At 70.4% G+C, this 25,576-nt stretch carries 21 protein-coding genes and 1 tRNA gene; 11 read left to right on the forward strand and 11 right to left on the reverse strand.

Annotated features, from left to right (window positions below; translation table 11 throughout):
• The first annotated feature begins 13 nt into the window (after positions 1 to 13).
• The gene (locus tag ACWD0F_RS24670; protein WP_449879142.1) at positions 14 to 1,411 is read left to right on the forward strand and encodes an amino acid permease; all 1,398 of its coding nucleotides are present in this window, start codon (positions 14 to 16) and stop codon (positions 1,409 to 1,411) included.
• 168 nt (positions 1,412 to 1,579) lie between these two features.
• On the opposite strand, the gene ACWD0F_RS24675 is transcribed toward ACWD0F_RS24670, so the two are convergent.
• Both ACWD0F_RS24675 and ACWD0F_RS24680 read right to left on the reverse strand, forming a co-directional pair.
• Positions 1,580 to 2,053 carry a GbsR/MarR family transcriptional regulator gene (locus ACWD0F_RS24675; RefSeq protein ID WP_449879144.1) on the reverse strand — a complete coding sequence of 158 codons (474 nt, stop codon included), beginning with the start codon at positions 2,051 to 2,053 and terminating at the stop codon, positions 1,580 to 1,582.
• Between the two features lie 17 nt (positions 2,054 to 2,070).
• Positions 2,071 to 2,721, reverse strand: a complete 651-nt coding sequence (locus ACWD0F_RS24680; RefSeq protein ID WP_449879146.1) for an FMN-binding negative transcriptional regulator — start codon at positions 2,719 to 2,721, stop codon at positions 2,071 to 2,073.
• 25 nt (positions 2,722 to 2,746) lie between these two features.
• Between ACWD0F_RS24680 and ACWD0F_RS24685 the strand changes: the two genes are divergently transcribed.
• Positions 2,747 to 4,084 carry an aminotransferase class I/II-fold pyridoxal phosphate-dependent enzyme gene (locus ACWD0F_RS24685; protein WP_449879148.1) on the forward strand — a complete coding sequence of 446 codons (1,338 nt, stop codon included), beginning with the start codon at positions 2,747 to 2,749 and terminating at the stop codon, positions 4,082 to 4,084.
• An 86-nt stretch (positions 4,085 to 4,170) separates the two neighbouring features.
• A complete protein-coding gene (locus tag ACWD0F_RS24690; protein WP_449879150.1) occupies positions 4,171 to 4,890 on the forward strand; it encodes a hypothetical protein in 720 nt (239 codons plus the stop codon).
• Positions 4,891 to 4,967: 77 nt separating this feature from the next.
• On the opposite strand, the gene ACWD0F_RS24695 is transcribed toward ACWD0F_RS24690, so the two are convergent.
• The 3 genes from ACWD0F_RS24695 to ACWD0F_RS24705 are packed head-to-tail and all read right to left on the reverse strand — an operon-like array spanning position 4,968 to position 11,012.
• Entirely contained in the window at positions 4,968 to 7,556 is a 2,589-nt protein-coding gene (locus tag ACWD0F_RS24695) for a LuxR C-terminal-related transcriptional regulator (protein WP_449879151.1), read from the reverse strand.
• 49 nt (positions 7,557 to 7,605) lie between these two features.
• Complete coding sequence (locus ACWD0F_RS24700) at positions 7,606 to 7,767, reverse strand: hypothetical protein (RefSeq protein ID WP_449879152.1); 162 nt, start codon at positions 7,765 to 7,767, stop codon at positions 7,606 to 7,608.
• 47 nt (positions 7,768 to 7,814) lie between these two features.
• Positions 7,815 to 11,012, reverse strand: a complete 3,198-nt coding sequence (locus tag ACWD0F_RS24705) for a BTAD domain-containing putative transcriptional regulator (protein WP_449879154.1) — start codon at positions 11,010 to 11,012, stop codon at positions 7,815 to 7,817.
• Positions 11,013 to 11,121: 109 nt separating this feature from the next.
• Here ACWD0F_RS24705 and ACWD0F_RS24710 point away from each other — a divergent pair, with 109 nt between their 5' ends.
• A complete protein-coding gene (locus ACWD0F_RS24710) occupies positions 11,122 to 11,640 on the forward strand; it encodes a universal stress protein (RefSeq protein WP_449879156.1) in 519 nt (172 codons plus the stop codon).
• Here ACWD0F_RS24710 and pdxR read toward each other — a convergent pair.
• Complete coding sequence (gene pdxR, locus ACWD0F_RS24715; protein ID WP_449879157.1) at positions 11,596 to 12,984, reverse strand: MocR-like pyridoxine biosynthesis transcription factor PdxR; 1,389 nt, start codon at positions 12,982 to 12,984, stop codon at positions 11,596 to 11,598. The genes ACWD0F_RS24710 and pdxR overlap by 45 nt on opposite strands.
• A gap of 102 nt (positions 12,985 to 13,086) precedes the next feature.
• On the opposite strand from pdxR, the gene ACWD0F_RS24720 reads away from it, so the two are divergent.
• The gene (locus ACWD0F_RS24720; protein ID WP_449879159.1) at positions 13,087 to 14,277 is read left to right on the forward strand and encodes an MFS transporter; all 1,191 of its coding nucleotides are present in this window, start codon (positions 13,087 to 13,089) and stop codon (positions 14,275 to 14,277) included.
• On the opposite strand, the gene ACWD0F_RS24725 is transcribed toward ACWD0F_RS24720, so the two are convergent.
• From ACWD0F_RS24725 to ACWD0F_RS24735, 3 genes are read right to left on the reverse strand one after another with little or no spacing between them, the layout of a single operon-like run.
• A complete protein-coding gene (locus tag ACWD0F_RS24725) occupies positions 14,227 to 16,467 on the reverse strand; it encodes a heavy metal translocating P-type ATPase (RefSeq protein ID WP_449879161.1) in 2,241 nt (746 codons plus the stop codon). The genes ACWD0F_RS24720 and ACWD0F_RS24725 overlap by 51 nt on opposite strands.
• A 29-nt stretch (positions 16,468 to 16,496) precedes the next feature.
• Positions 16,497 to 17,534, reverse strand: a complete 1,038-nt coding sequence (locus ACWD0F_RS24730; RefSeq protein WP_449879163.1) for a hypothetical protein — start codon at positions 17,532 to 17,534, stop codon at positions 16,497 to 16,499.
• Positions 17,531 to 17,746, reverse strand: coding sequence for a heavy-metal-associated domain-containing protein (locus tag ACWD0F_RS24735; protein WP_449879165.1), 216 nt, complete (start codon positions 17,744 to 17,746; stop codon positions 17,531 to 17,533). Before ACWD0F_RS24735 ends, ACWD0F_RS24730 begins: the two co-directional genes overlap by 4 nt.
• 581 nt (positions 17,747 to 18,327) lie before the next feature.
• Here ACWD0F_RS24735 and ACWD0F_RS24740 point away from each other — a divergent pair.
• From ACWD0F_RS24740 to ACWD0F_RS24750, 3 genes are all read left to right on the forward strand, one after another.
• Positions 18,328 to 18,447: a DLW-39 family protein gene (locus tag ACWD0F_RS24740; RefSeq protein ID WP_358056854.1), complete on the forward strand. Its 120-nt coding sequence runs from the start codon at positions 18,328 to 18,330 to the stop codon at positions 18,445 to 18,447.
• 15 nt (positions 18,448 to 18,462) lie between these two features.
• Positions 18,463 to 19,191, forward strand: coding sequence for an HAD family hydrolase (locus ACWD0F_RS24745; RefSeq protein ID WP_449879167.1), 729 nt, complete (start codon positions 18,463 to 18,465; stop codon positions 19,189 to 19,191).
• A gap of 15 nt (positions 19,192 to 19,206) precedes the next feature.
• Positions 19,207 to 19,282: transfer RNA gene (locus ACWD0F_RS24750), tRNA-Ala, on the forward strand.
• A 1,399-nt stretch (positions 19,283 to 20,681) separates the two neighbouring features.
• On the opposite strand, the gene ACWD0F_RS24755 is transcribed toward ACWD0F_RS24750, so the two are convergent.
• Positions 20,682 to 21,572 carry a TIR domain-containing protein gene (locus ACWD0F_RS24755; protein WP_449879169.1) on the reverse strand — a complete coding sequence of 297 codons (891 nt, stop codon included), beginning with the start codon at positions 21,570 to 21,572 and terminating at the stop codon, positions 20,682 to 20,684.
• Positions 21,573 to 21,762: 190 nt separating this feature from the next.
• Positions 21,763 to 22,410, reverse strand: a complete 648-nt coding sequence (locus ACWD0F_RS24760; RefSeq protein ID WP_449879171.1) for a site-specific integrase — start codon at positions 22,408 to 22,410, stop codon at positions 21,763 to 21,765.
• 62 nt (positions 22,411 to 22,472) lie between these two features.
• Here ACWD0F_RS24760 and ACWD0F_RS24765 point away from each other — a divergent pair, with 62 nt between their 5' ends.
• From ACWD0F_RS24765 to ACWD0F_RS24775, 3 genes are read left to right on the forward strand one after another with little or no spacing between them, the layout of a single operon-like run.
• On the forward strand, positions 22,473 to 22,889 hold the full coding sequence (locus tag ACWD0F_RS24765) for a transposase (protein WP_449879173.1): 417 nt from the start codon (positions 22,473 to 22,475) through the stop codon (positions 22,887 to 22,889).
• A complete protein-coding gene (locus tag ACWD0F_RS24770) occupies positions 22,886 to 23,884 on the forward strand; it encodes an IS3 family transposase (protein WP_449879175.1) in 999 nt (332 codons plus the stop codon). Before ACWD0F_RS24765 ends, ACWD0F_RS24770 begins: the two co-directional genes overlap by 4 nt.
• 56 nt (positions 23,885 to 23,940) lie before the next feature.
• Complete coding sequence (locus ACWD0F_RS24775; protein WP_449879177.1) at positions 23,941 to 25,413, forward strand: helix-turn-helix domain-containing protein; 1,473 nt, start codon at positions 23,941 to 23,943, stop codon at positions 25,411 to 25,413.
• The last annotated feature ends 163 nt before the right edge of the window (positions 25,414 to 25,576 follow it).

Consider the following 25,576-nt stretch of genomic DNA (forward strand, 5'->3'; position numbering starts at 1 on the left):
GGGGGCGGGCATCATGGTCACTTCGCGCAGCGTCTTCAGGCGTAAACCGGTGGAGCAGATCGCCACCGAACACGAGGGGGAGTTGTCCAGGTCGCTCGGCCTGTTGCAGCTCACCGCCATCGGTGTGGGCGGCATCATCGGCGCCGGGATCTTCGCGCTGGCCGGCGCGGTGGCCAACCAGACCGCGGGGCCGGCGGTGCTGGTGTCGTTCCTCATCGCGGGCATCGCGAGCGCCGCCGCGGCGTTGTCGTACGCGGAGTTCGCCGGGATGATCCCGAAGGCCGGCTCCGCCTACACCTACGGGTACGCGGTCCTGGGGGAGATCGTCGGCTGGTTCATCGGCTGGGACCTGCTGCTGGAGTACACCGCGATCGTCGCGGTGGTGGCCATCGGCATCTCCGGCTACTTCGGCTTCCTCGTTCACGAGCTCGGGTTCCGGTTGCCCCCGGCGCTGCTCGGCGCGCCCGGCACCGGTGATGGGCACGTGGTGGACCTGTTCGCGGTGGTGTTGTGCCTGATCATCGCCTTCCTGCTGAACCTCGGCATCCGCGCCGCGGCCCGGTTCGAGACGTTCGTGGTGGGCATCAAGGTCGCCGTCGTGCTGCTGGTGATCGTGGTCGGCTTCTTCCACATCAACACCGGCAACTACACGCCGTTCTTCCCGTTCGGGATCGGCGGCGCGATCACCGGCGCCGCCACGGTGTTCTTCGCGGTGTTCGGCTATGACGCGATGAGCACGGCGGCCGAGGAGTCGCGCGACGCGCAGCGGCACATGCCGAAGGCGATCATCTACTCGCTGGTCATCTCCATGGTGCTGTACGTGCTGGCCTGCCTCGTGCTCACCGGCATGCAGAACTACCGGGAGATCGATCCGGAGAGCGGCTTCTCCTCGGCGTTCGCCGCGGTGGGGCTGTCCGGGCTGGCTTCGGTCATCGCGGTGGGGGCGATCGTGGGCATCCTGACCGTGATGTTCACGTTCATGCTCGGGGTGACCCGGGTCTGGTTCTCGATGAGCAGGGACGGGCTGCTGCCGCAGTGGTTCGCCAAGCTGCATCCGGTGCGGCGGGTGCCCGTGCGGGTCACCTGGATCGTCGGCGTGGCCTCCGCGTTGATCGCCGGGTTCCTGCCGATCCGGGAGGCGGCCGAGCTGACGAACATCGGGATCCTGCTGGCGTTCATGGTCGTGTGCGTGGCGGTGATCGTGCTCCGTTACCGGCGGCCCGACCTGCCGCGGTCGTTCCGGATGCCGTGGTTGCCGTTCGTGCCGGCCGTCGGCGCGGCCTTCTCGATCTGGTTGATCACCTTCCTGAATCCGGTGACGTGGTTGCGGTTCGCCGTCTGGTTCGTGCTCGGCATGATCGTTTATTTCGCGTACAGCCGGCGGCACTCGGTGCTGGAGCGGGAGACATAGGACCCCCTGTCACATACGGGTTCATCCACAGGCTGTGACTTACCGTGGTCGGGATCCCTTGTGAGGCGCTGACCTGGACGTATCAGGGTTATGGCGTTCTGAGAGTGGTGTCGAAAGGGGAGTTATCCACAGCATGGCCGAGTTATCCACAGGCTGTGGTTCCAGGTGTCAGGCAGGCGGATCGGCCGTGGCCGCGGCCTGGCCGAGCGCGTCGGTCAGCGCGGCGATGGCGGCCCTGGCCGAGCGGAGCCGGGCGGTCTGCGCGTCGTCGCTCCAGCCGAGCCGCAGGCCCTCGGCCGCCAGCTCGTCGAACGCGGTGAACACGGTGAGCTTCTGGCGGATGACCTTGGACCAGGCGTCGTCCTCGATCTGGTAGTAGACGTTGCGCTCGCCGGGCTTGCGGAGCCGGCGGATCAGCCGGATGGACGTCAGAAGCTGCAGGTTCGTCGTCAGTGACGCGCGGCTGGCGCCGATGGCCGCGCCGATGCCGGCGGCGGTCTGCGCGGGCGGGTGGCAGACCATCAGCCAGCCCAGGACGCGGCCGGCGATCGGCGGCAGCCCCCACTCCGTGGAGACGAACGCCGCCACCCGATCGACCCAGGCGAGCACGTGCTCGCGGCCGGGGCCGTCCTGGGCGGTCATGCGATCAATCCTAACAATCACCCCGCAGGGCGCTGAGCTCGGAAATCGCCGAGCGTCATCCGTCTGAGCTGCTGCGCTCTGGCGCCCGCGTCCCCTGGCCGATCGCGTTCCGCGAGCCTGGCCGCCACGCGTCCCTGGAACTCGACCGGCCGCTTGTCGTCGTACTTGAACTTCGCCCGCACGCCGGTCACCGCCAGCCGCAACCCCCGGATCCCCGGCAACATCCGGTGGTAGGGCCCCTCGCCGGCGGCCATGACACCGTGCCCGCCCTCGGGCTGGAAGTGGGCCAGCTGTCGGCGCAGGATCTCGGCCTTGGCCTCCGCGTCGTCCACGATCTGCGCCAGGCAGGTGAGCTGCACCGAGGTGTAGTAGCTGGTCGGCACGCCCTCGCCGGGGGAGTCGGCGCGCCAGGTGCCGGGGATGAAGGCGTAGTCGTCGTGCACGCTCACCACGATCGCCGGGTTGGCCTCCAGAGCCGCCCAGATCGGGTTCGGCCTGGCCAGGTGGAGCACGATCGCCCGGTCGCCGTCGAACAGGAAGTGCGTCGGCACCACCATCGGCGGCCCGCCGTCCACCCCGTTGGCCACGAGCTGGCCGAAGTCGCGGGTGGTCAGCCAGTCGCGCCACTCGGTTTCGTCACGAGCGGCGTCCCATGGATGAATCAGCACTCGAACCTCTTTGTATTAGTACATAATGTCTTTTGTGCTAGAAACATACCCGCTCACCGGTGGGACGGCCAGCGAGATCGCGGGTGACGTCGAGGCCGCCGTGGCGGCGGGACGGCTGCGACCAGGCGCGATGCTCCCTCCGGTCCGCGAAGCCGCGGCCCAGGCCCGGGTCAGCCCGGGGACGGCGGCGGCCGCGTACCGGCTGCTGCGCGAGCGCGGCATCGTGGAGACCGCCGGACGCCGGGGCACCCGGGTCCGGCCCCGGCCCGCGAGCACGGCGCGGGAGGAGATCCGCGTCGAGGTGCCCCCGGGCGTACGCGACCTGTCCAAGGGCAACCCCGATCGGGCCCTGCTGCCGCGTCTGCACGACGCCCTCGCCGGCGCGGCGCGCGCGCACGAGGAGCGCCCGGCCATGTACGGCACCGGCGACGACGAGGAACTGCTGGCCCTGGCCGCGGCCAGGCTGCGCGCGGACGGCGTGCTGGAGGCGCCGCTGGCCATCACCTCGGCCACCCTCGACGCGGTCGAGCGGGTGCTGCTCGCCCGCCTGCGCCCCGGTGACGCGATCGCCGTGGAGGATCCGGGATGGACGTCGCTGCTCGACCTGGTCGCCGCGCTCGGGCTGCGCCCGGTGCCGATGCGGCTGGACGACGACGGCCCGCTGCCCGGCGAGCTGGGCCGGGCCCTGCGGGCGGGCGTGCGCGCCGTGGTGATCACCGCCCGCGCCCAGAACCCGACCGGCGCCGCCGTTCCGGCCGGGCGGGCGGGGGAGTTGCGGGCGCTGCTGGCGGCGTACCCGGGGGTGCTGCTCATCGAGGACGATCACGGGGACGGCTTCGTGGACCTGCCGCTGTGCCCGCTGGCGGGGGTCACGGACCATTGGACGCTGATCCGCTCGACGGCCAAGGCGTTCGGGCCCGACCTGCGGCTGGCCCTGGTCACCGGCGATCCCATCACGGTCGGCCGGCTGCGCGGGCGGCAGCGGATCGCCGCGGGGTGGGTCAGCCATCTGCTGCAACGGGCCGTGGCCCATCTGTGGCGTACCGAGGCCGTCGACACCGGGGCGGTGGCCGCGGCGTACGCGGGGCGGCGTAACGGCCTGGTGGCGGCGCTGGCCGAGCGCGGCGTCCCCGCGCACGGCCGCAGCGGGCTCAACGTGTGGATCCCCGTCGCCGACGAGGCCACCGCGATCACCCGCCTGCTGGCCAGGGGCTGGGCCGCCGCACCCGGGGCACGCAACCGCATCGCCACGCCGCCCGCGCTCCGCGTGACCATCTCCACGCTGCGCCAGGACGAGATCCCGCGCCTGGCCGACGACCTCGCCACCGCCCTGCGCCCGCCGGCGGGCGGCCGCTACGGCTGACGGGCACCCACCCGATCGGTGCCGCCCGTCCGGCTTCACGTGAAACGGGGTCCGGCGGGGGCGCAGCATCGGCATAATGACGGCCGATGTCGAAATTTCAGGATCTGTCGGAATACGCGGCGACCATCGCCCCCGTCATCGACGCGGCCCACGTCAACCTGCACGCCTCGGCCCGCCGAGCGGGCATCGAGCTGGCCGAGACGTCCGGCCTCACCACCGGCCTCCTGAACGACCTCCGCTACGCCCTCCCCCTCCGCGCCCTCACCCGCCGCGACCTGGCCACGATCTACCGGTACGCGGACGCCGCCGACCACGAGCCCGCCATCCGGGACCACCTCCGCGAAGGCACCCTCACCGAGGACCCCGGCGGCGGCCTGCGACTGACGGCCAGGGGCAAGGAGTTCGTCCACAACCTGTACGCCCTGCACGCCGCCACGGCGGAGCGCATCTGGTCAGGTCACGACCTCCCCGGGCTGGCCGGCCTGGTGGGCCGGGTGCTCGATGCGGCCGAGCGCGTGCCCGGCGGCGCCCTGGAGCGGATGGCGCCGCCGTACGAGCCGGAGGGCGCGTCGCCGGGCCTGCTGCTGTTCAACCGGCTCGCGACGCTCCGCTACCACCGCGCGGACGCGCACGCCGTGGCCTGGCAGCAGCGGGGCCTGTCGGCAGCCGAGATCGTCGTGCTGCGCGACGGGCCCCTGCACGCCCGCGTCGAGGCGGACACCAACCTGCGGGCCGCGGCGCCGTACCGGGTGCTCTCGGCGCCGGAGCGGGAGAGCCTGTACGACGGCCTGCTGAAGCTGGTCTGAAGGGCCGCGTGCCGAGGCCGGCCCGAAGGGCCGCCACCCACGCGTGCCGAGACTGGTCCACAGGGCCGCCGCGCGGTTCAGAGCGCCGTGAGCAGGCGGCCCACCTGCGTGCGGTCGTTCACGCCCAGCTTGTCGTAGGCGGCCTGCAGATGATTGGCCGCCGTCCGCGTGGACAACGTCAGCCGGTCGGCGATCTGCCGGTTCGTGAGCCCGGCCGCGGCGAGCTGGACGATCTCCCGCTGCCGCGGCGTGAGCGCCGGCGTGGCCAGCTCGACCAGCGCCGGCGTGGACACTCCCGGGCAGCGCTTGGCCAGCGCCCACGCCCTGGTCTGCGCGCCCTTGGCCAGGCTGCCCCGGCCCGCGTCCCGGCAGGCGGCCGACTCCTGGGCGGTGGCCTCGGCGGCGTACAGGATCAGGCCCAGCCGTTCGAACTCGCTCGCCACCGCCCGCAGCTCGCCCGGGTCGCCGGCGGCCCGCGCGTGCCTGGCGAGCAGCGCTGCCAGCGGTCCCTCCATCCGCTCCGCCAGCGCGGTCAGCCGCTCCGCGGCCGGTTCCGGAGCGCCGAGCCGCACCAGGTCGTGCAGCGCGAACATCAGCGGCCCGCGCAGCTCGTGCCGCTCGGCGTGCGCCACCGCCGCCAGGCACGACCGCACCGCCTCGTCCAGGTCGCCGCCCGCCGCCGCGACCCAGACGGCGGCCTGCATCGTGTGCTGACGGGTGAAAGCCCACCGTGACGTCAGCTCCCCGGCCTCGGCCAGCATGGCCCTGGCCTGCTCGATCCGGCCCAGCAGCGCGAGCGCGTGCGCCTGCTCGGCCACGACCCGCCCCAGGTACGGCTCCCGCACCGGCAGCCGCGCCATGTCCTCGGCACACCACCGGACCGCTCCCGCCGCGTCGCCCGCCAACCGGCCGGCCATCGCCCGATGGGCCCCGAACCCCGACACCGACAGCTCAGCCGCGGGCAGCTCCATGCCCCGCTCCGCGGCCCGCGCGGCCTCCGTCAGCCGCCCGCAGAACAGGTGCGCGGCGCACGTCGCGTCCAGGAACGTCAGGAAGGCGTGCGGGGCCTCGTCCTTCCAGCTCGCCATGCTGACCAGCGTCCGCGCGGCCAGGGCGAGAGCACGCTCGCCGCGCCCGGTGTAGGCGTCGATCCACGCCTCCATGCTGTCGGCGTGCGCCCCGCCCCGCAGCGTCATGGGCCCGTACGAACGGGCCCGCGTCAGTGATCGCGCCGCGCCGCTCATGCGCCCGGCGAAGCAGTCGGCCACGCAGCGGTAGACGTACGCCTCCTGCCGCCAGCCCGGCTCGGTCAGCGTCTCCGCCGCCACGTCGAGCACCTGGCACGCCTCGGCGTCGGCCCCCGCCCACGCCAGGTTGATGCCCAGGCTGTAGGCGTGCTGGGCGCGCTCGCTCTCGGTGACGGCGTCGTGGGCGGCCCGCCGCAGCGCTTCTACCGCCGAGCCCGCGTCGCCCAGCACCATGAGCACCTCCCCGAGCAGCGCGACCGCGGCCACGCCCGCCCCGGCGTCGATCGCGGCCCTGGCCAGCCGGGCCGCCAGCCGGGGATCCTGCCGGCCCCAGGCCAGCTTCGCGGCCGCCGTCAGCGTCTCGGGCCCGGCGGCCGAGCCGCTGTCCAGCCGCCACACCGCCGCCCGCAACACGTCCTCGCGCCGCCGCAGCCCGCTGCCCTCCAGCGCCTCGGCCAGCAGCCGCCGCAGCCGCCGCGCCCGCAACGTGCCGCAGTCGCCCCGCACCACCTCGCCGTAGAGAGGATGGCCGAGCCGTAAGTGCTCGCGCCGGCCCTCGCTCTCGGGCACGATCAGGCCGCGGGCCTCGACCCGCTCGACCGCCCCCGCTGAGCTCAGCGACACCAGCAGCTCGGCGCCCAGCGGCTCCCCGAACGCGACCAGCTCCAGCACCTCGCGCTCGTCCGGATCGAGGTGCCCGATCCGGGCGCCGACCAGCTCGCGCAGCCTGCCGGTCATGGCCAGCTCGCCCTGCCAGCGCCACTGCCCGTCCCGCTCGGCCAGGCTGCCGCCGGTACGCCCGGCGTGCACGAGCTCGCGCAGGTAGAGCACGTTCCCGCCGCTCACCCCGGTCAGATGCCGGACGGTCTGCGCCGCCACCTCGCCGCCCAGCGCGCCCGCGAGCGCCCGCCCGACGTCCTCCCCGCTCAGCGGCGGCAGCTCGATCCTGGCGAGCAGCTCGTCCTTCCACAGCGCGGCCACGGGGGCCGGCTGCGTCTCGCCGGAGCGCACCGTCACCAGCACCCGCGCGCTGCCGCTGCCGGCCAGGTAGTGCACCAGCGCCGCCGACGCCGGATCGAGCCGGTGCGCGTCGTCCACGCTCACCAGCAGCTCGCCGCGCGGGGCGCCGAGCCGCACGTGGCGGGCGGCCCAGCGCAACAGGTTCTCGCCGCCCTCCGGCGGCCCCGTCAGCACGTGCGCGAACGCACCGAACGGGATCATCGACGCGGTCTCCGTGCCCAGCGCCCGGACCACCGCGTACCCGTCCAGACCGGCCAGCGCCTGCGCCGCCAGCCTGCTCTTGCCCACCCCCGCCTCACCAGAGATCATCACGCCCGCTCCCGACCGCAGCGCCCCCCGCACGATCGTGAGCAGCCCCCGCCGCCCGACGAACGGCCAACCGCTCCCCTGCTCGCCCATCGCGCCTCCTTTCCCCACTCCATGGTGGCGACGGAGGTTCGCGGGAGGTTCAGGGCGGATCGCGCTTCAGCCCGGCCGCCTCCAGCAGCAGCGCGACGACCGCCTCGGCGCCGTTGAACGGCACGGGCTCGCCCCCCACCTCTTCGAGCAGCCCGCGGAGCTGGCCGCCGGACTGCTCGGGCTCGACCAGCCGGACGATCACCGTTCTCATCCGATCACCATCTCGCCGTACGGTTCAGGTCTGGTTCAGGTCGAGCCTCAGGTCGGGTACGGGGCCGGCTCGACCTCCAGCTCCCGCATGCGCTCCGCGTAGAGCTGGTAGCGCCGGCGCGCGTCGCCGCGGCGGCCCGCCAGGTCGAGCACCCGCACCAGGCCCAGATGCGCGCGCTCGTCGTAACGGTCGCGCTCCAGCAACCGCAACCAGTGACGCGCCGCCTCGTCGTGCCGCCCCTCGTCCGCCCTGGCCGTGGCGAGCCGGGCCGCCGCCTGCACGTACGCCGCCCGCGCCTGCTCGCGCAGGCCCACGGCCCAGTCCGCGTAGGGGTCCTCCTCGCAGAACTCCCCGCCGTAGGCGCCCTCGGCCGCCGCCCACCGCTCCAGCGCCTCGGCCGTCCGGCCCGCCTGATCGAGCCGTACGGCCCCGGCCACCAGCTCCAGAAAACGTTCGACGTCGACGTCCACGTGGGACAGCTCCAGCCGCAGCGCCCCCTCGTCCGACACCACGAGGTCGTCGGGAGCCCGCTCGCGCCCGGGGTCGAGCACCGCGCGCAGGGTGGACACCATGACGTTCAGCCGCCGCAACCCCACCGCCTCGTCCTCCTGCTCGGGCCAGAGGATCTCGACCAGGCGCTCCCGGCCGATCCCGCCGCCCCTGCGGCTGACGAGGATCTTCAGCAGGTCACGGGCCTTACGCGACTGCCACGCCGTCCGCGGCACGGGCACCGAACCGCGCACCACCCGGAACGTTCCCATCGTCTCCACGACCACCCGCGCCCCCGGCTCCGGCGCGGCGCGGGCCAGCAGCGCGTCGATCCGGTGATCCAGCGCCCGGCAGCCGATGGCGTGCATCCGCTCGCGCACCCGGACGGCCGTCTCCCCGCCCGTCGCGGGGTCCGCCAGAGCAGCCCTGACCAGCTCGGCCCTGGCCTGCCCGATCGGATCGCCGAGCGCCGCCCACCGGCGCACCGCCTCGTCGGCCTGCCCGAGGTCGGCGTCCAGCTCGGCCCGCAACTCCGCGATGGCGGCCTGGGCGCCGTGGTCGCGGCGGCTCACCGCCGCGGGCTCCGCCTCGTCCAGCAGGGCCCGCGCGTCCGCGCGCCGCCCCGCCACCAGGGCCACCCGGGCGCCGACCACCCGGGCGGTCACGCCCGCGATGCCCTCCACGTGCTTGAGCGCCTGGTCGGCGACGCGGGTGGCCTCTTCGGGGTCGTCGTCGGCGAGCAGCTCGGCGAGCCCGTTGAGCGCGATGGACAACGACTGCACCTCGCCCGACGGTCCCGACTCCGCGATGACCCGCCGGTAGAGCGCCTCGGCCGGGCCGCGCTCGCCGCGCAGGGCGTGGATCCGGGCCAGCCGGTCCCGGCCGGCGCCGGTCACCCTGGAACCCATCGCCTCCCACCGGGCCGCCGCGTCGGCGGCCTCGGCGGCGGCCTCCTCCAGGCGGCCGAGGCCGATCAGGGCCGTGGAGCGGTTGGCGACGTTCAGGGCGGCGTAGGGGGCGAACGGCACCAGGTCGGACAGCCGGCCGGCGATCTCCGTCTCGGCCAGCGCCGCCGCGTAGGAGCCCTCGTCCAGGTGCCGGGAGGCGCGGTTGGCGTGGATGCGGATGAGCTGGACGAGGTCGCCCGCGCGCTCGGCGTACTCGATGGCCCTGACGTAGTGGGCGTCGTTGGCGCGGCGGTCGCCGTCGAGCGAGGCGAGCATGGCCAGCACCGTGTTCGCCATCGCCAGCGCGGCCGGGTCTCCCAGGTCGCTGGCCTGGTCAAGCGCCTTGTCGGCCAGCTCGGCGCAGCCCGCCCGGTCGCCTTTGATCCAGAGCACGGCCGCCATGGAGGCGGCGCACATGGCGGCTTCGGCGGGCGGCAGGCCGTACTCGTGGCCTCGGGCGTACATCGTCAGCGCGGAGTCGAGGTCGCCGCGCATGTGGTCGATGAAGCCGAGCCGCCTGGCCGCGTACGCGTCGAAGGAGGGGCCCGCTGCGGCGGCGGCGAGCAGGTCGCGAGCGCGGGTCCAGTGGCCGCGGGTGAGCTCGGCGATGCCGGCCAGCTTGAGCATCGCGGGGGAGCGCCGGGCGGCCTCGGGTAACAACTCCAGCGCGGCGATCACGTCACCGCGCTCGGCCAGGCGCAGCCCGTGGGCGTCGAGGAGGGACACGGCGAGCGCGGGATGGGCGGTCGCGACGGCCGCGCTCAGAGCCAGCTCGGGCTGGTCGTGCTCGACGTACCAGCGGGCGGCCACCGCGGCGACGTCGTGGGCCTCGTGCCGGTCGAGCGGGGCGTGCCCGGCCAGGACGTGCGCGCTGGTCTGGGTCAGGCGGTGGCCGTCCTGGCCGGCCTCCAGGAACAGGCCGCGGCTGGTCAGCGAGTCGAGCGTGTCGGGCGGCGCGCCGAGCGCGGCGGTCAGCCCGCCGGTCAGCACGGGCAGGACGGTGGCGGCGCGCAGCAGCTCGCGCATGGTCGCGGGCAGGTCCTCGAAGGCGGCCCGCGTGAGGCGTTCGAGCGTGGCGGAGTTCGCGGCCAGGGTCGCGGCGGTGCGCGGCCAGGTGGCGGGGTCCTCGCGGGCCAGCGTGTCGAGCGCGGCCCGCACGGCGGCCGGCCAGCCACCGCAGGCGTCGTGCAGCGCGGCGGCGACGGCCGCGCCGCGCTCGCCGAGCCGGTCGCGGGCCCAGGCGGCGCTCTCGCCCGGGGTGAGCGCGAGGTCGGTCGCGTCGAGGTCGAGCACCTCGTGGTCCTGGCGCAGCCGGGCCGTCGGGAACGGCAGCGGCGCCCGCGACGCGGTGACCAGATGCAGTTGCCGGGGCGCGGCGCGGACCAGCGTCTCCACGTAACGCACCGGGCCGGGCGCGCCCGCGATCGTGTCCATGCCGTCGAAGATCAGGGCCAGCGCGCGGCGCAGCCGCTGAGACAGCGCCTCGGCCAGCGCGCCGGCCAGCGCCGCCGCCCTGGACAGCTCGTCGGCCTCGGGGCCGAGCGGCGCCCGCGCCGCCGTGACGAGGTCGGCCGGCAGCCCCGGCACCGCCTCCGACAGCGCGGTGGCCACCGCTCCGGCCAGTGTGGGAAGATCACGATCGGCTGGCCCGAGCCGGTGCAGCACCGCGCCGACGGCCTGGCTCCAGCCCGCCAGCGCGGTCGACTTGCCATAGCCTGTGATGGCCACGAGCGAGGTGAGCCTGTGCGTAAGCGCCCCGTCGAGCCGCCGGTCGAGGGCGGGACGGGGTCGCACCCACCCCTGTTCCACCCCCGCATGCTACGCCCGCCTTCGCGAGGGACTCCAGAGTTCGAAAACTGCCACCTCCCGGTAACAGAGCGGGAGGCGCACTATGGTCGTACTTCTTACAGGAGGCGCCGTGGAACAGGATCTGCCCGGCGGCGCGAGGTTGATCGTCGGGGTGGACGAGTCCCCGGCCTCGCGCTGGGCGCTGGCCTGGGCCATCGGGGCGGCCAGGCTGCACCGGATGGCCCTGGTGGCCGTGCATGTGAGCCGCGCGCCCGTCCATCCCTTCCCCGAGGCCCTGCCCGTGCAGCACGCCGTCAAGCTGGGTGAAGAGGCGCGCTGCGCCGACGTGGTGGCGGGTGTGTTCGACGACGTGGCGGGCGGGGTGCCCGACGATCTGCGGACCGCCGTGGTCGGCAGGGTCGGCGATCCCGGCTACCACCTCGTGGACCTCGCCCGCGAGGGCGACCTGCTGGTGCTGGGGCGGGGGAGACGCGGGCTGCTCAGCCGGGTCTTCCTGCCCTCGACCAGCATGTACTGTGCCCGTCATGCCAGGACCACGGTCGTGATCGTGCAGCAGCCGACCCCGCCCGACGACCCGGAGATGTCAGGGGAGCGGACCCGCCGGTTCTGGCTCCGCCGACATCCTTGACCGCAGCAGGCGCAGGCCCTCGGGGAGGTCGTCCCTGGTGATCGCGCCGTAGCCGAGGACCAGGCCGCGCTGCCGCGGACTCTCGCCGCAGTACGCCTCCAGCGGCTCCGCCACCAGGTCCTGGCCCGGTTCCACCGACACGCCCAGGGCACACAGGTGCAGGCCCGCACTGGACGGCACCAGCCGGACACGGTCGTCGGCGGCCAGCGTCTCCGCGATCATCGCGTGCTTGGCGGCGTACTCGCGGGTCGCCTTCCTGATGTGCCTGGCCAGCAGCCCCTCGTCGATGAAACGGGCCAGAGCCGCCTGCGTCGGCACCTCGCCGTGCCAGTCGGACACCTGCCTGGCCGCGCGCAGCGCCGGCGCGAGCGAGGCGGGGGCGACGAGGAAGCCGAGCCGGAGCATGGGAAGCAGGGTCTTGGAGAACGAGCCCACGTAGATGACCCGGCCCGCGCGGTCGAGGCTCTGCAGGGGTTCGAGCGGGCGCTCGCCGAAGCGGAACTCGCTGTCGTAGTCGTCCTCGATCACCACGGCCCTGCGGCGCTCGGCCCAGGCCAGCAGGGCGGCGCGGCGGGCCAGCGACATGGGCGTGCCCAGCGGGAACTGGTGCGACGGGGTGACGTACACGAGGCGGGCGGCGGAGGGGATGGCCTGGACGTCGATGCCCTCGGCGTCGACCGGGACGCCGGTCACGCGGGCGCCGAGGGAGCGGAAGAGCCGGCGGGCGGGTGGGTAGCCGGGCTCTTCGACGGCCACGCAGGCGCCGGGCTCGATCAGGATCCGGCCGATGAGGTCCAGCGCCTGCTGGGCGCCGTTCGTGATGAGGACGTCGTCGGGGGCGGCATGCACGGAGCGGCTGATGCCGATATGCCGGGAAATAGCCGCTCTTAGCGGCTCGTGTCCGGCGGGATGGGCGTAGCCGGCGGCGCTCACCCGCAACTCCCGGGCCATCAGGCGGCGCCAGGTCTCCATCGGGAACAGACGCGGGTCCGGCACGCCGACGCGGAAGTCGTACCGGGCCGGGCGCATGGGCGTTTGCACGCCGATCTCCTGCCAGGCCGCGCGTGGGCGGACGACGCCCTTCGGGGCGGTGCGCCCGCGTACGGGCTCCGCCGACACGAACGTGCCCGCGCCCGCCCTGCCCACCAGGAACCCGTCGGCGACCAGGCGGTCGTAGGCCAGCGCGACCGTGTTCCTGGAGATCTCCAGGCGGGTGGCCAGCTCCCTGGTCGGGGGGAGCCGCTCGCCCGAGCGCAGCCGGCCGTCGAGGATGGCGTCCAGCAGCTGCCGGTAGACCTGTGCGGCCAGGTCACCGCGCCCTTCGAGGCTGATGTGCAGGTCCATCTTGGCCCAATCATTTCACCGAAAATTGGAGCTTATATCGGGACAAAGTGGGATTGAAGATGGGGCTATGGGTCTCCTGCTCGCCGGCTTGGCGTACACGTCATGAAAAATCGGCGCATCCTGGCACAAGCTCAACTGGCGAACTCCATCGGCGACGGCATCTACCTCATCACCTCCGCGTTCTACTTCGCCCGGATCGTCGGCCTGCCCGCCACCCAGATCGGCCTCGGCCTCACGCTGGGCTGGGCCGTCGGCTCGCTGGCCGGCGTGCCGCTCGGCCACCTGGCCGACCGGCGCGGGCCGCGCGGCGTCGCGGTGCTGCTGGCGGTCACGACCGCGACGGCGGTGGCCTCGTTCCTGTTCGTCCGCTCGTTCGTGCCGTTCGTGCTGGTGGCCTGCCTTTACGGCACCGCGCAGACCGGGTTGTCCGCCGCCCGCCAGGCCCTGCTCGCCGGCCTCGTCGAGCCGGATCGGCGGACCGCCGTGCGGGCCGTCCTGCACGCCGCGCTCAACGGCGGCCTGGCCGTCGGCGCCGCCCTCGGCGGCCTCGCCCTGCACCTGGACACCGCGCCCGCCTACCGGGCGCTGCTCGCGCTCGACGCCCTGACGTTCCTGGTGGCCGCGGCCCTGCTGCTCAGGCTGCCGTCCGTACGCCCCGCGCCGGTCCTCGCCGGCCCCAGGCTCGCGGTGCTCAGAGACCGCCCCTACGCCGCCATCACACTGATCAACGCGGTGCTGCTCTTCTACATGCCGCTGCTCAGCCTGGTCGTGCCCCTCTGGATCGCCACCCGCACCAGCGCCCCCACCTGGATGGTCACCGTCCTGCTGCTGATCAACACCGGCAGCGTGGTGCTCTTCCAGGTCCGCGTGGCCGGGCGGGTCAAGGGACTGCGGGACGCCACGAGGTCCGTACGGCATGCGGGGCTCGTCATGCTGGCCGCCTGCGCGGTGTTCGCGCTCAGCCCGTACGGCTGGCTCTTCCTGCTCGTGGCGGCCGGCCTCCAGGTCGCCGGCGAGATGTTGCTGGCCGCCGGCGCCTGGGAGATCAGCTTCGGGCTCGCCCCCGACGACAAGCAGGGCCAGTATCAGGCCTTCTTCGGCACCGGCGTGGCCCTGGCCAGGATGTTCGGCCCGGTGGTGCTCACCACGCTGGTGCTCGGCGGCGGCTCGCTCGGCTGGCTGCTCCTCGGCGCGGCGTTCGCGACGGCCGGCGCCGCGATGGCGCCGGCCGTCCGATGGGCCTCACTTGAACGTGCGCAGCCGCAGGCTGTTGCTCACCACGAACACGCTTGAGAAGGCCATCGCCGCCCCCGCGATCATCGGGTTGAGCAGGCCCAGCGCGGCCAGCGGCAGCGCGGCCACGTTGTAGGCGAACGCCCAGAACAGGTTGCCCTTGATCGTCGAAAGCGTCCTGCGCGACAGCCGGATGGCGTCCGGCGCCACCCGCAGATCGCCCCTGACCAGGGTGAGATCGGCGGCCTCGATGGCGGCGTCGGTGCCGGTGCCCATCGCCAGCCCCAGATCGGCCTGGGCCAGCGCAGCCGCGTCGTTGACGCCGTCGCCCACCATGGCCACGACCTTGCCCTGCGCCTGCAGCCGCTTGACCACGTCGACCTTGCCGGCGGGCAGCACCTCGGCGATCACCTCGTCGATGCCCACCTCGGCCGCGACGGTCCTGGCGACGGCCTCGTTGTCGCCGGTCAGCAACACCGGCGTGAGACCCTGCGCCCTGAGCTGCGCGACGGCCTCCTTGCTGGACGGCTTGACCACGTCGGCCACCACCAGCACGGCCCGCGCCCGGCCGTCCCAGCCGACGGCCACGGCGGTGCGGCCCGCGGCCTGCTCGGCCTGGAGGGCCTCGGTCAGGCTCGCCGGCAGATGTTGCGACCACTCCTCCAGCAGCCTGGGGCGGCCCACCAGGACCGCGTGCCCGTCCACGACGCCCTGGACGCCGAGACCCTCGACGTTCGCGAAGTCCTCCACGGTCGCGAAGCCGTCCACGCTCGCCTCGGACGCCGCCTCCCTGGCGATGGCCTGGGCGATCGGGTGCTCGGACGCGTGCTCGATGGCGCCCGCCAGCCTGAGCACCTCCGCGCGGCTCTCCCCTTCGGCCAGGTGCACGGCGGTGAGCGTCATCCGGCCCTCGGTCACCGTGCCCGTCTTGTCCAGCACGATGGTGTCGACCCGGCGGGTGGACTCCAGCACCTCCGGCCCCTTGATCAGGATGCCGAGCTGGGCGCCCCGCCCGGTGCCGACCAGCAGCGCCGTCGGCGTGGCCAGCCCCAGCGCGCACGGGCAGGCGATGATCAGCACCGCCACCGCCGCCGTGAACGCCGCCCCCGCGCCGCCCCCGGTGCCGAGCCAGTAGCCCAGCGTCCCGACCGCCAGCGCGATCACGACCGGCACGAACACGCCCGAGATCCGGTCCGCCAGCCGCTGCACCTGCGCCTTGCCGGTCTGCGCTTCCTCGACCAGCCTGGCCATCTGGGCGAGCTGGGTGTCCGCGCCGACCCGGGTGGCCTTGACGATCAGCCGCCCGCCCGCGTTGACGGTGGAACCGGTGACCGTGTCGCCCGGCCCGACCTCGACGGGGACCGACTCACCCGTGAGCATCGAGGCGTCCACCGCCGAGGTGCCCTCCTCGACCACGCCGTCCGTGGCGATCTTCTCGCCCGGCCGTACGACGAACCTGTCGCCCGTCCGCAGCCGCTCGACCGGAACCCGCCGCCCGCCGGCCAGCTCCACCTCTTTGGCGCCGAGCTCCATCAGCGCCCGCAGGGCCGCGCCCGCCCGCCGCTTGGAGCGGGCCTCGAAGTAGCGCCCCGCCAGGATGAACGCGGTGACCCCCGCCGCCGTCTCCAGATAGATGTTCCCCGAGCCGTCGGTGCGCCCGATCGTGAACTCGAACGGGTGCGTCATGCCGGGCGTGCCCGCCGTGCCGAAGAACAGCGCCCAGAGCGACCAGCCGAGCGCGGCCAGCGTGCCCATCGAGATCAGCGTGTCCATGGTGGCGGCGCCGTGGCGCAGGTTCGTCCAGGCGGCCTTGTGGAAGGGCCAGCCCGCGTACGCGACCACCGGGGCGGCCAGCGTGAGCGACAACCACTGCCAGTTCGTGAACTGCAGCGCCGGGATCATCGCCATCGCGATCACCGGGATGCTCAGCGTCACCGCCGTGATCAGCCGGGCGCGCAGCTCGTTCTGGGGCACTTTCTCGGCAGGCTCTTTCTCAGCGGTTTCTTTCTCGGCGGGTTCTTTGGGCGCGGGCAGGGCCGCTGTGTAGCCGGCCTTCTCGACCTCGCTGATCAGCTCCCGCGGGTCCACGCTCTCGGGAAAGGTGACCTTCGCCTTCTCCGTCGCGTAGTTGACCGTCGCGGTCACGCCGTCGAGCTTGTTGAGCTTGCGTTCGATGCGGTTGGCACAGGACGCGCAGGTCATGCCACCGATCATGAGTTCAACGGCTCTGTCCTCGGTGACGGAAGACATCACCTCTCCTTTCCTTTGCGCGATCCTGGTCAATGCTGGTGATCGTGGGTGGCCGACGGGGCGTGCCCGTCGGACAGGGTGGCCGTGGCGGTGAAGCTCGCCGTACGGACCTTGTCGTCATGCTTGAAGTCGAGGAACAGCCGGTAGTCGCCGCCGCTGGGCGCCTCGGCGTAGAACGTGATCTCCGGTCCGGCTTTGTCACTGTCTTCTGGATGAACGTGCAGATAGGCGAGGTCACCGGCGCGCAGGGCCACCAGGTGGCCGTAGGCGCCGAGGTAGGGCTGCAGGTTCGTGACCGGCTCGCCGTCCTTGCTGACCGTCAATGTGAGCTTGCTGGCTCGGCCGGGGATGATGTCTCCGGCGAGGTTCACAGTGTAGTCGTCGATGGTCGACGTACGGCTGACGTGGGGCAGGGGCTCGGGCCGGTAGTCGCCCGCTGCCTGCAGGTCCGCGCCGAGCGTCAGCTTCTCGCCGGCCGTGGGGGTGAAGTCGGCGAAGGCGCGGTACGGGCCGGCCTTCGGGAGCGTCAGCTTGACCGCCCACGTGCCGTCGGGGGCCATGTCGGGGTGGACGTGCTGGAAGCTGGTCAGGTCGCGGGAGGCGACGATGAAGTGCAGCTTCTTGTCGTGCTCGACCTTGTAGTCCGTCACCGGCTTGCCGTCGGGGCCCGTTACGGTGAACCTGAAGTCCGTGGCCTGGGCGACGGTGAGCGTCGTGATGAGCGGGTTGATCGTGTAACCGTTCTGGGACACCTGGAGCCCCCCGGGGGTATCGCTCTTCGCTACGGGCTGAGTGGCGTGGTCGTCGCCATGACCGGCGGCCGCATCCGGCTCTCCGGCAGTCGCTTTCGGCTCTCCGGCCGTAGCTTCTGCCTCTCCGGTCGCGTGGCCGTCGCCGGTCTGCCGGCCGTCCTTCTGCGTCATTCCGGCGTGCGCTTCGCTCTGGGCCTCTGCCTCCGCCTGCGCCGGGGCCTCCGCCGGGCCTGCGATCCGGCCCACCCCCAGGGCGCCGCCGAACACCACGGCCAGCCCTAAGGCGTACGCGCCCAGCGTGGCGGCCACCTTCATGATCGTCCCGCCACTTCGTATCCGGCCTCTTCGACCGCCGCGGTGACCGCGGAGGAGTCGACGGGGCCGTCACCGATGACCGTCAGCAGGCCGCTGGCCAGGTCCACCTCCACGGAGGTCACCCCAGCCACCTCACCGACCTCCTCCTTCACCGAGCTCACGCAGTGTCCACAGGTCATGCCCTGCACGGTGTAGGTGGTGGTGGCGCTCATGGCGGTCTCCTTGTCGTAGTCGTCCCTTATCAAGTTTAACACCGTACCCCCCTAGGGTATTTCGAAGGGTTTTCTGCCGCGGCTTCGCACGTTCTGGTACGGCGCGCTCGGCCACATCGTTCATTTCCAGGTACCCCCCTGGGGTACCCGTCTAATGTCGAGGACCGTAACATACCCCCCTAGGGTGTGTCGACCCATCCACCCGCCACCCCGGCCTCCGCGCATTACGGCGGGATATTTGGCATGATCTGGATGTTGCCCAGTTGGCGGCTGCGGCCGACAACCTGCGCGGCGGTCGTCCCATCCGGAGCCGGCCACCCGCGGGTCGTCTCCCGAGGCTCGCCCGCTCGGCGACGCCGCCACCCGATCCGCGATCGGTCGGCGGTTGTCGTTGTCCAAGATCGGACGGGTATAGCCGGTCCCACCTGGGGCTGAACACTCGTTCGTAGCTCGTTTCACGCACATTCCACACATCTGGTTCGTGCGCGACACAGGGACCGCAGCCATCCCTTGCTAGGCTGCATGTCAACCGTTGGGTCTCACCCCGGCAGGTGAGGCCGTCGAAGAAGTGGGGTCACACCGTGAAGAAGCTGCTCGTTCTTGCGCTGATCGCCCTTGGGGGGCTGCTGGTCTGGCGCAAGGTGCAGGCCGACCGCGCCGAGCTCGATCTCTGGACCGAGGCGACCGGCAGCGAGAACTAACCGACCGGCGAGGCGATGAGTGACGTCGTCCCCATCAAGCTGGCGTGCCTGGACCTGGCAGGCACCACAGTCGGTGACATCGCCATGGTCGAACGCGCCTTCGCCGAGGCGATCGCGACCCAGGGCATAGTGCCCGGGACCGGAGCGTACGCGCGTGCCATGGTTCACGTGCACCGGTCCCGGGGCTGCCCCAAGATCGATGTCTTCCGAGGGATCTTCCCCGGCAACGAGGCCCAGGCCCAAGCCGCGAACCTGACGTTCGAGCGCTCCTACGAGGACGCCATGGAGCGAGCAGGTCTCGTCCCCGTGCCCGGAGTCCTGGAGGTCCTCGACAAGCTCCGCGGCACCGGCATCAAACTCGCCCTGATCACCGGCTTCAGCCGCGTCACCCTGAGCCGCATCCTGAGCGTCCTCGGCTGGCACGACAAGGTCGATTTCGCCATCTCCCCAGAGGACGCCGGCGGCCGTGGCCGCCCCTGGCCGGACATGGTCCTGCACGCGGTGCTCCGCTCGGGGGTGGAAGACGTACGCCAGGTGGCGGTCGTCGGCGACTCGGAGAACGACATGCTCTGCGGCACCCGCGCCGGCGCCTCGATCGTGGCGGGCGTCATGACGGGCGTCCACAGCCGCGAACGCCTGCTGAAGGGCGGCGCCACCCACATCCTCGACTCACTCGCCGATCTTCCCGGCCTCGTGCTGAGCGATGACCTTGGTACGACGCAGGTAGCTTCCTCCGCCCGGTAAGCTATCTTCGTCGAAGGGGCCTTAGCTCAGTTGGCAGAGCGCCTGCTTTGCAAGCAGGAAGTCAGGAGTTCGAATCTCCTAGGCTCCACCAGGGAAAACTCACCCTCGCCGGTCACTGTGGGGCGAGGGTGAGTGACCAACTGAGTGACTACCGTGTCCGTGGTCTCGCACCTCTTGCTTATGGTGGCCGTCTCCCTGTGTCGATCGTCCTCCGCGAGCCGCTCACTGTCGTCGTGATCGTATGCTCGGTGGCCTAGCCCTGACGCGCAGTGCAGCAAGCGAACGGCCGCTATACAGAAACTGAACGCGCGCGGAGCCCTCCGCCACTCAGCTCAGGTTGCGGTTAGAGATTTGCGTTCCTTGCGACAAGCCGTGTGTAAGCAATCAGTATTGTGATGTGCGCTCGAAACTAACGCGAATCGCGGAGATCGCGACGGTCATCGCAGTTGTGGTCGCTGCTGCGGCCTTGATTCAAGATCACATCTTCGGTACTGCAGAATCGATCACATCCACGCCTTCGGTCACGGTGTCCCCATCATCGAACAGTCCAGTTCGATCTGCTTCGCCTGACGGCCAGGCCGGGATCGTCTCGCCGGCAGTGCCTGACAGTACTGGAGCTCGGCTCAAAGAGCAGATCGACGAGGTAACCATGAATGTCCATGGCTTCGGTGCTGGCTGGACGGCAGGAGGCCTTGTACTTATGGCAGTAGCCTTTTTTCTAATCCTGTACGGGCCGATACTGCGAGGGGCCGGTCGAAGCGATTCCGCTGGGGGCATGCTGGTGGCTGGGGTTGGCTTGCCCGCCATCTGGCTATGGGTTTTCTGGCCATCCTTAAGCGGATTAGGAGTCGCCCTGTTCGTAATTTCGTGTGTCCCTGTCCTGCTCCTAGCAATCTTCTTAGGAGTTGCTGTCACCTAACGGCAGTCCCGGCCCACCAGTCATCCAGACGTTCTCTGCGGCCAACGTTCTGGTTCTGGAACCTCCCGAACGGGGGTCGACCACTTCTGCCATGAGGATGGCCTCATCGACCCGTCAGATCGTGAACTGAGCCCCGCAAAGAAAGCAATGGATGGGGCCAGTGGAGTCCTCTGGGACCTTCACAGGCTCGTAAGGGTGGCATGGTGGTGCGACGATCTGCATGTCGTCGGATTCAACGAGAGCGGCGGGTTGCGCAGGGAAATCATCGCTCCCGGGCTTGAACTCGATGTGCTTGTTCATACGGAAAGCGGCAGCGAGTTCGTCGACAGCCAGGCGCATCGCCGCTGGCTCTGCTACGCCGTGGGCGTAGTCGAGTTGCTCCTGTGTCCACCAAGCATCAAGAGGCGCCGGTACACCGCATCGCGGACAGTAATAGACCGAGGGCGACGCTTGTGCCTCAGCTTCTTCGTTTGCTGGACCATCATGCCACTTGAACTGCTTCTCGCAGTGAGGACACTCTCGACGGAGAAATCCATCCGAATCGAGAGGCAAACTGATCGATATATCCATGTCAGGTCTCACTCACAAAGATTTCTTGTTCGATGGCTATGCCGTCGACAGTCTTGCCTGTGACTGTGATGGTGAAGTAGGAACTACTGCGTGAGCTCAAGGATTTGGTAGAACCGTGCATTATACGGACGGACTTGCCGCTCGGGAGTCTGGGGACGGGAAACTCATTCTCATGATTCACCACCAGTTGTTCCTCAGATTCAACGTTGAGATCATAAACATCTCCCGGTCCATGGTTGACTATCTCAATCTGCCCCCTGCGGTTCCCTCCTCGATCGATGTACTTCGCGTCGAGGCGGGGAGTTCCCGCGGCCTTCGTTGAAGGCAGTTTGCGCCCCAACGGAAGACCACCTCCCGGTGGCGGAGGCGGGGTGAGGTCTCCGGCTTCGTGCCAGTCTCGACCAGATAGATCAACATTGCATCCCGCGATCTGAAGCCGCTGCGCGAGGTCCTGACGCTTTCCGGGCGAATTATCTAGTCGTATGACATGCCGACCGTGGATGTCACTGAAGACTTTGACCCTTCCGAATTCTACGATCACCACCCGGTTCGGGTGTCGGCCCATCGCCATGCCGGCTTCGAAGAGGACATTTGGCCTAGGTTGAGGCTGTGCCTCGCAGTCGGGATCCTCTGGATAAGTGAGGCTTGGGTGAAGGTAGGCGATGTCATCTGGGGTCTCCAAGACCACGACTGCCTGCGCTGCGCTGAACGCCGCATCGAGGACTTCGCCGATATAGGGCGATGCGTTACCGGTCATGCTGATCGCTTGGGACCACTCGATCGGCGTGAGTCCGATAGAGCGGAGGAACTCGAACAGGGCGCGACGGGCAGGTTCGTTCCTGCCATGAATGACGAACACCCGTCGGAGGTCGGGGTCCTTCTCTTCAGCCATGTTGCTTCTCCTCTCCTTGTGCGTTCGTTGCACCTCAACTTAAGGCTTCCTTACGACACTCTGCGAGTGTTACGCGGTTCTAGCCTTCCGTATGAAGTAGCTCCCAATCGGGCGGCACCTTCTGGGCGGTGGTGGCCGCGTGGGAACCCCGCCGCAAAGATCGGCAGCGGGGTGAGGATGAGCCGGCTCTCTAGGCATGTTCACGGAAGATCTCATCCATTGCTTTGGCCCCTTCGAGGAGAACAGGGCGAAACTGGAAGCGGTAGACCGTTTCAGTCACCACAGTGTTCGCATGTCCGACCAGTCGGGAGATGTCCTCGATCGGAACCCCAGAGCTGGATAGGAGCGACACGAAACTATGCCGCAGCTCGCGAGGCGTCCACTGCTTGTCGACAAGGCCAGCGCTGTTGATTACTTTGCGAAAGTCACGTCGGACGTTTGTTGCCGTAAGTGCTGTGCCGGTCTTGGTGCGGAAGACCAGGCATCGGGCGATCGGCGAGTTGCCTGCATCGGCGCGCACTTCGTCCTGCGCCTCTCTGAGTAGGCGAAGAGCCTTGACCGCTCGGGCTGGCAGCTTGAGCGTGCGGCGCGACTTGACGGTCTTCGTGTCGCCCTTCTTGCGCACGGATCGCCAGACGTAGACGGCGAACTCCTTGTGGCCCCATCCGACCTCTTCGACCGATAGCCACGCTCCTCGGGTTTGATCGAACGCCACTACGTGTGGCCAGGTCAACGCGCGTACTTCCTCCGTGCGGGCGCCAGTGAGCAAGGACAGGAGGATGTAAGCGCGGATGCGAATACCTGCCTGCTCCCTCTGTGCCAAGCTCAAGTGAGACAAACAGGGACTAAGTTCATTAACTGATATGAGCAGGGCGAGAACGGGTACGACGCGCAGTGACCATGAGCAGCCACGACCTTCAACACGGAGACGGTCCCCGAGGTGACCGGCCCAAGCGGCGACACTTCGCCACCGAGTACAAGCTGCGGATCGTCGCGGAGTACGAGGCCGCCCCCGAGGGTGAAAAGGGCCGGGTGCTGCGCCGGGAAGGCCTCTACAGCACGAGCATCGATCTGTGGCGGCGCCAGCGTGACAACGGCGAACTGACTCCCGCGAGCCCGACCGCCGCATCGCGTGCCCGCAAGACGCCCGAACAGCTGGAGCTGGAGCGGTTGCGCAAAGAGAACGCGGCACTGGCCCGGGACAAGGCGAAGGCCGAGAAGAAGCTGGCCCAGACCGAGGCCGCCCTGGACATCATGGGAAAAGGTTTCGCGCTCTTGGAAATGATCTCCGAGAGCGCGGACAACGAGCACTCGTGACCGTCTGCCGGCGCGAGACGCTCGGCCTTCTCGCCGCCGTGCTGCCGATCAGCCGCTCCTGCACGCTGGCCGGGGTCCCGCGCGGCTCCTACTACCACGGCCTGGCCGGCCCGGCCGAGCGTGAGGCGATGCCACGTCCCGCACCGCCCAACAAGCTGACCGAGGCCGAACGCGAGGAGCTGATCGGCGTGCTCAACAGCACCCGGTTCGTCGACAAGGCACCCCGCCAGGTCTGGGCCGCGCTGCTGGACTCCGGCACCTACCTGGCATCGGTCTCCACCATGTACCGGCTCCTGCGTGAGCGTGACCAGGTCCGCGAGCGCCGCGCCCAGGCCCGCCACGAGTCCCGCAAGAAGCCCCATCTGGTGGCCCGCGCCCCCCATGAAATCTTCTCCTGGGACATCACCAAGCTGCACGGCCCCGCCGATCGGCAGTACTACGACCTCTACGTCATGATCGACATTTTTTCGCGGTACGTCGTGCACTGGGAGGTCCACCCGCGCGAGTCGGGCGAACTGGCCGCCACCTTCATGGAGAACGCGATCCGCGCCAATGGCGGCATCGCGCCCGAAGTCATCCACTCCGACAACGGCACCTCGATGACCTCCCGCGCAGTCACCGATCTGCTGTCCACCCTCGACATCGTCAAGTCGCACTCGCGGCCGAAGGTGAGCAACGACAACCCCTACTCGGAGGCGGCGTTCAAGACCCTTAAGTACTGCCCGGTCTTCCCCGACCGGTTCGCCTCTCTGGCTGATGCCCGAGCCTTCTGCCAGCGGTTTTTCTGCTACTACAACCACGAGCACTACCACGCGGGCGTCGGGCTGCACACCCCGTTCACCGTGCACATGGGCACCGCCCACGCCATCCAGGACAAGCGGGCCGAAACCATCGAACGCTTCCGCTCGGCCAACCCCCACCGGTTCACCCGCACGCCCCGGCTCCCCAAGATCCCGCAGGTCGCCTATATCAACCAGCTGGAAGAAGCCGCCTAGCGATCAGACCAGCCCAATCCCTGTCGCATTTGACTTGACACCTTCCGAAACGGCACATGCCCGCAGACGGGGCCGAACCGGTCGTCATACCGACCGACCTGTGGCAACGCCCCGAAACGCGCACCGCCCTCACAAATCGCGACATCGGCCACCTCTTCCGGCTCGTCCGTCAGTACGCAGGCATCAGCCAAACCCGCATCGGCGTCGCCGTGGGCTTCAGCCAGGGCAAAGTCAGCGAGTACATGAAGGGCAAGGCCCAAGTCGTCGCACTCGACGTGTTCGAGCGCATCGCCGAGGGCCTGAACATGCCCGACCCCGCCCGCATGACGCTCGGCCTCGCCCCACGGATCCTCACCGGCGTCCCCCGCCCGCCCACACCCATCCCGGCTTGGGATGGAACACCAGCAAGCAGCCTTCTTAACGTGGAACAAGTAGTCATCGGCTCGCGCCACCCGGACGACGCTTGCGACGTTGACGTGCTGACGCTGGCCTGGATCGTGGGAAGGCTGGATGGCCACATGGACCGCCGAACGATGCTGCTCCTCGCAGCCGGACTCACTGCCGAAAGCGCCGCCTCCATCGCCAACCCATGGGAGCGCCTGACCATGGCCCTCACGGGGACGCGCGCCGACCAGGAAGACGCAGTAGAGCGCCTCGAAGCCCGAACGGTCGGCTTCCACCGCCTCGAAGAGATCATGCCCGCCCGCTCCCTCTACCAGGGCCTCACCGCGCACCTCAACGAACTGAGCACGCTGCTTCAGGCTGGACTCCCCGACCGCCTACGCCGCCGACTGGCCGTCACCACGGGCGAGGCTGCGGTCCTGGCCTCATGGCTCGCATGGGAGATCAAGCAGCCCGGACAGTCCGCCGCCTTTGACCGCATCACCGTCCTGGCCGCCCAACAGAGCGGGCACCCCATAATCCAAGCCTGCGCCTACGGCTACCGCTCCTATGCCACCCGAGGCGCCCCCGCACTTCAGAACATCCGCCTGGCCCAGCAGTACCTCCCAGCCCAAGGGGACAACGCCACCCGAGTCTGGCTCCTCGCACGCGAAGCCGAAGAACTCGCCGGCCTCGGCGACCGACAGGCCCTCATCCGCCTGGAGCAGGCAAAGGAGGCATACGGCGATGCGCGTCCGCAGCGCGAACGAGCCTGGACTCGTTTCCTGGACCCGGGTCGCATGGCCGCTTACCGCCTATCGACGTACGTGCACCTCGGCGACGAACAACGAGTCATCGACGAAGGCCAAGCCGCCCTCAATGCACTCTCACACGAGACCGACCACAAGAAGATCGCCGCCGTCCACGCCGACATCGCCGCCGCCCAGCTCCGCATCGGCGACCTCAACGAAGGCATCGCCAGCGGACGCCTGGCCCTGGAAACCGCACAGCGCACCGAATCGCGCTGGGCCTTCCAACAACTCGCCGGAGTAGAGAACGCCCTCACCGGCAAACGAGACGCCCCAGCTCGCGAACTCCTAGCCGCCATCAACTCGGCACACCGGAGCCTGAGCCAATCCTCCACCTGATCACATCAGGCACACAGCCGCGCACTGCCGAATTGGTCTTGTAGGTATCAAGCGGCGGCGCGGCGCGCCGCCGTACCCCCGGCCCTCCGCCCGCCCGCCGTCCGGGCATGCGGCCTGGGGGCCGGTCCCGGACGGCGGCGGGACACCGGGCCGGGCGCCGCAC

This window comes from Nonomuraea sp. NPDC002799 (assembly GCF_053592075.1).

What these genes read in the sequence shown, in the direction of transcription:
- ACWD0F_RS24690 (WP_449879150.1), top strand. Translation starts at nt 4,171, where the DNA reads ATGTCGAAATTTCAGGATCTGTCGGAATACGCGGCGACCATCGCCCCC.
- ACWD0F_RS24730 (WP_449879163.1), bottom strand. Translation starts at nt 17,534, where the DNA reads ATGAAGGTGGCCGCCACGCTGGGCGCGTACGCCTTAGGGCTGGCCGTG.
- ACWD0F_RS24685 (WP_449879148.1), top strand. Translation starts at nt 2,747, where the DNA reads ATGTCTTTTGTGCTAGAAACATACCCGCTCACCGGTGGGACGGCCAGC.
- ACWD0F_RS24720 (WP_449879159.1), top strand. Translation starts at nt 13,087, where the DNA reads ATGAAAAATCGGCGCATCCTGGCACAAGCTCAACTGGCGAACTCCATC.
- ACWD0F_RS24775 (WP_449879177.1), top strand. Translation starts at nt 23,941, where the DNA reads ATGCCCGCAGACGGGGCCGAACCGGTCGTCATACCGACCGACCTGTGG.
- ACWD0F_RS24670 (WP_449879142.1), top strand. Translation starts at nt 14, where the DNA reads ATGGTCACTTCGCGCAGCGTCTTCAGGCGTAAACCGGTGGAGCAGATC.
- ACWD0F_RS24755 (WP_449879169.1), bottom strand. Translation starts at nt 21,572, where the DNA reads ATGGCTGAAGAGAAGGACCCCGACCTCCGACGGGTGTTCGTCATTCAT.
- ACWD0F_RS24745 (WP_449879167.1), top strand. Translation starts at nt 18,463, where the DNA reads ATGAGTGACGTCGTCCCCATCAAGCTGGCGTGCCTGGACCTGGCAGGC.
- ACWD0F_RS24695 (WP_449879151.1), bottom strand. Translation starts at nt 7,556, where the DNA reads ATGGGCGAGCAGGGGAGCGGTTGGCCGTTCGTCGGGCGGCGGGGGCTG.
- ACWD0F_RS24675 (WP_449879144.1), bottom strand. Translation starts at nt 2,053, where the DNA reads ATGACCGCCCAGGACGGCCCCGGCCGCGAGCACGTGCTCGCCTGGGTC.
- ACWD0F_RS24725 (WP_449879161.1), bottom strand. Translation starts at nt 16,467, where the DNA reads ATGTCTTCCGTCACCGAGGACAGAGCCGTTGAACTCATGATCGGTGGC.
- ACWD0F_RS24765 (WP_449879173.1), top strand. Translation starts at nt 22,473, where the DNA reads ATGAGCAGCCACGACCTTCAACACGGAGACGGTCCCCGAGGTGACCGG.
- pdxR (WP_449879157.1), bottom strand. Translation starts at nt 12,984, where the DNA reads ATGGACCTGCACATCAGCCTCGAAGGGCGCGGTGACCTGGCCGCACAG.
- ACWD0F_RS24700 (WP_449879152.1), bottom strand. Translation starts at nt 7,767, where the DNA reads ATGAGAACGGTGATCGTCCGGCTGGTCGAGCCCGAGCAGTCCGGCGGC.
- ACWD0F_RS24735 (WP_449879165.1), bottom strand. Translation starts at nt 17,746, where the DNA reads ATGAGCGCCACCACCACCTACACCGTGCAGGGCATGACCTGTGGACAC.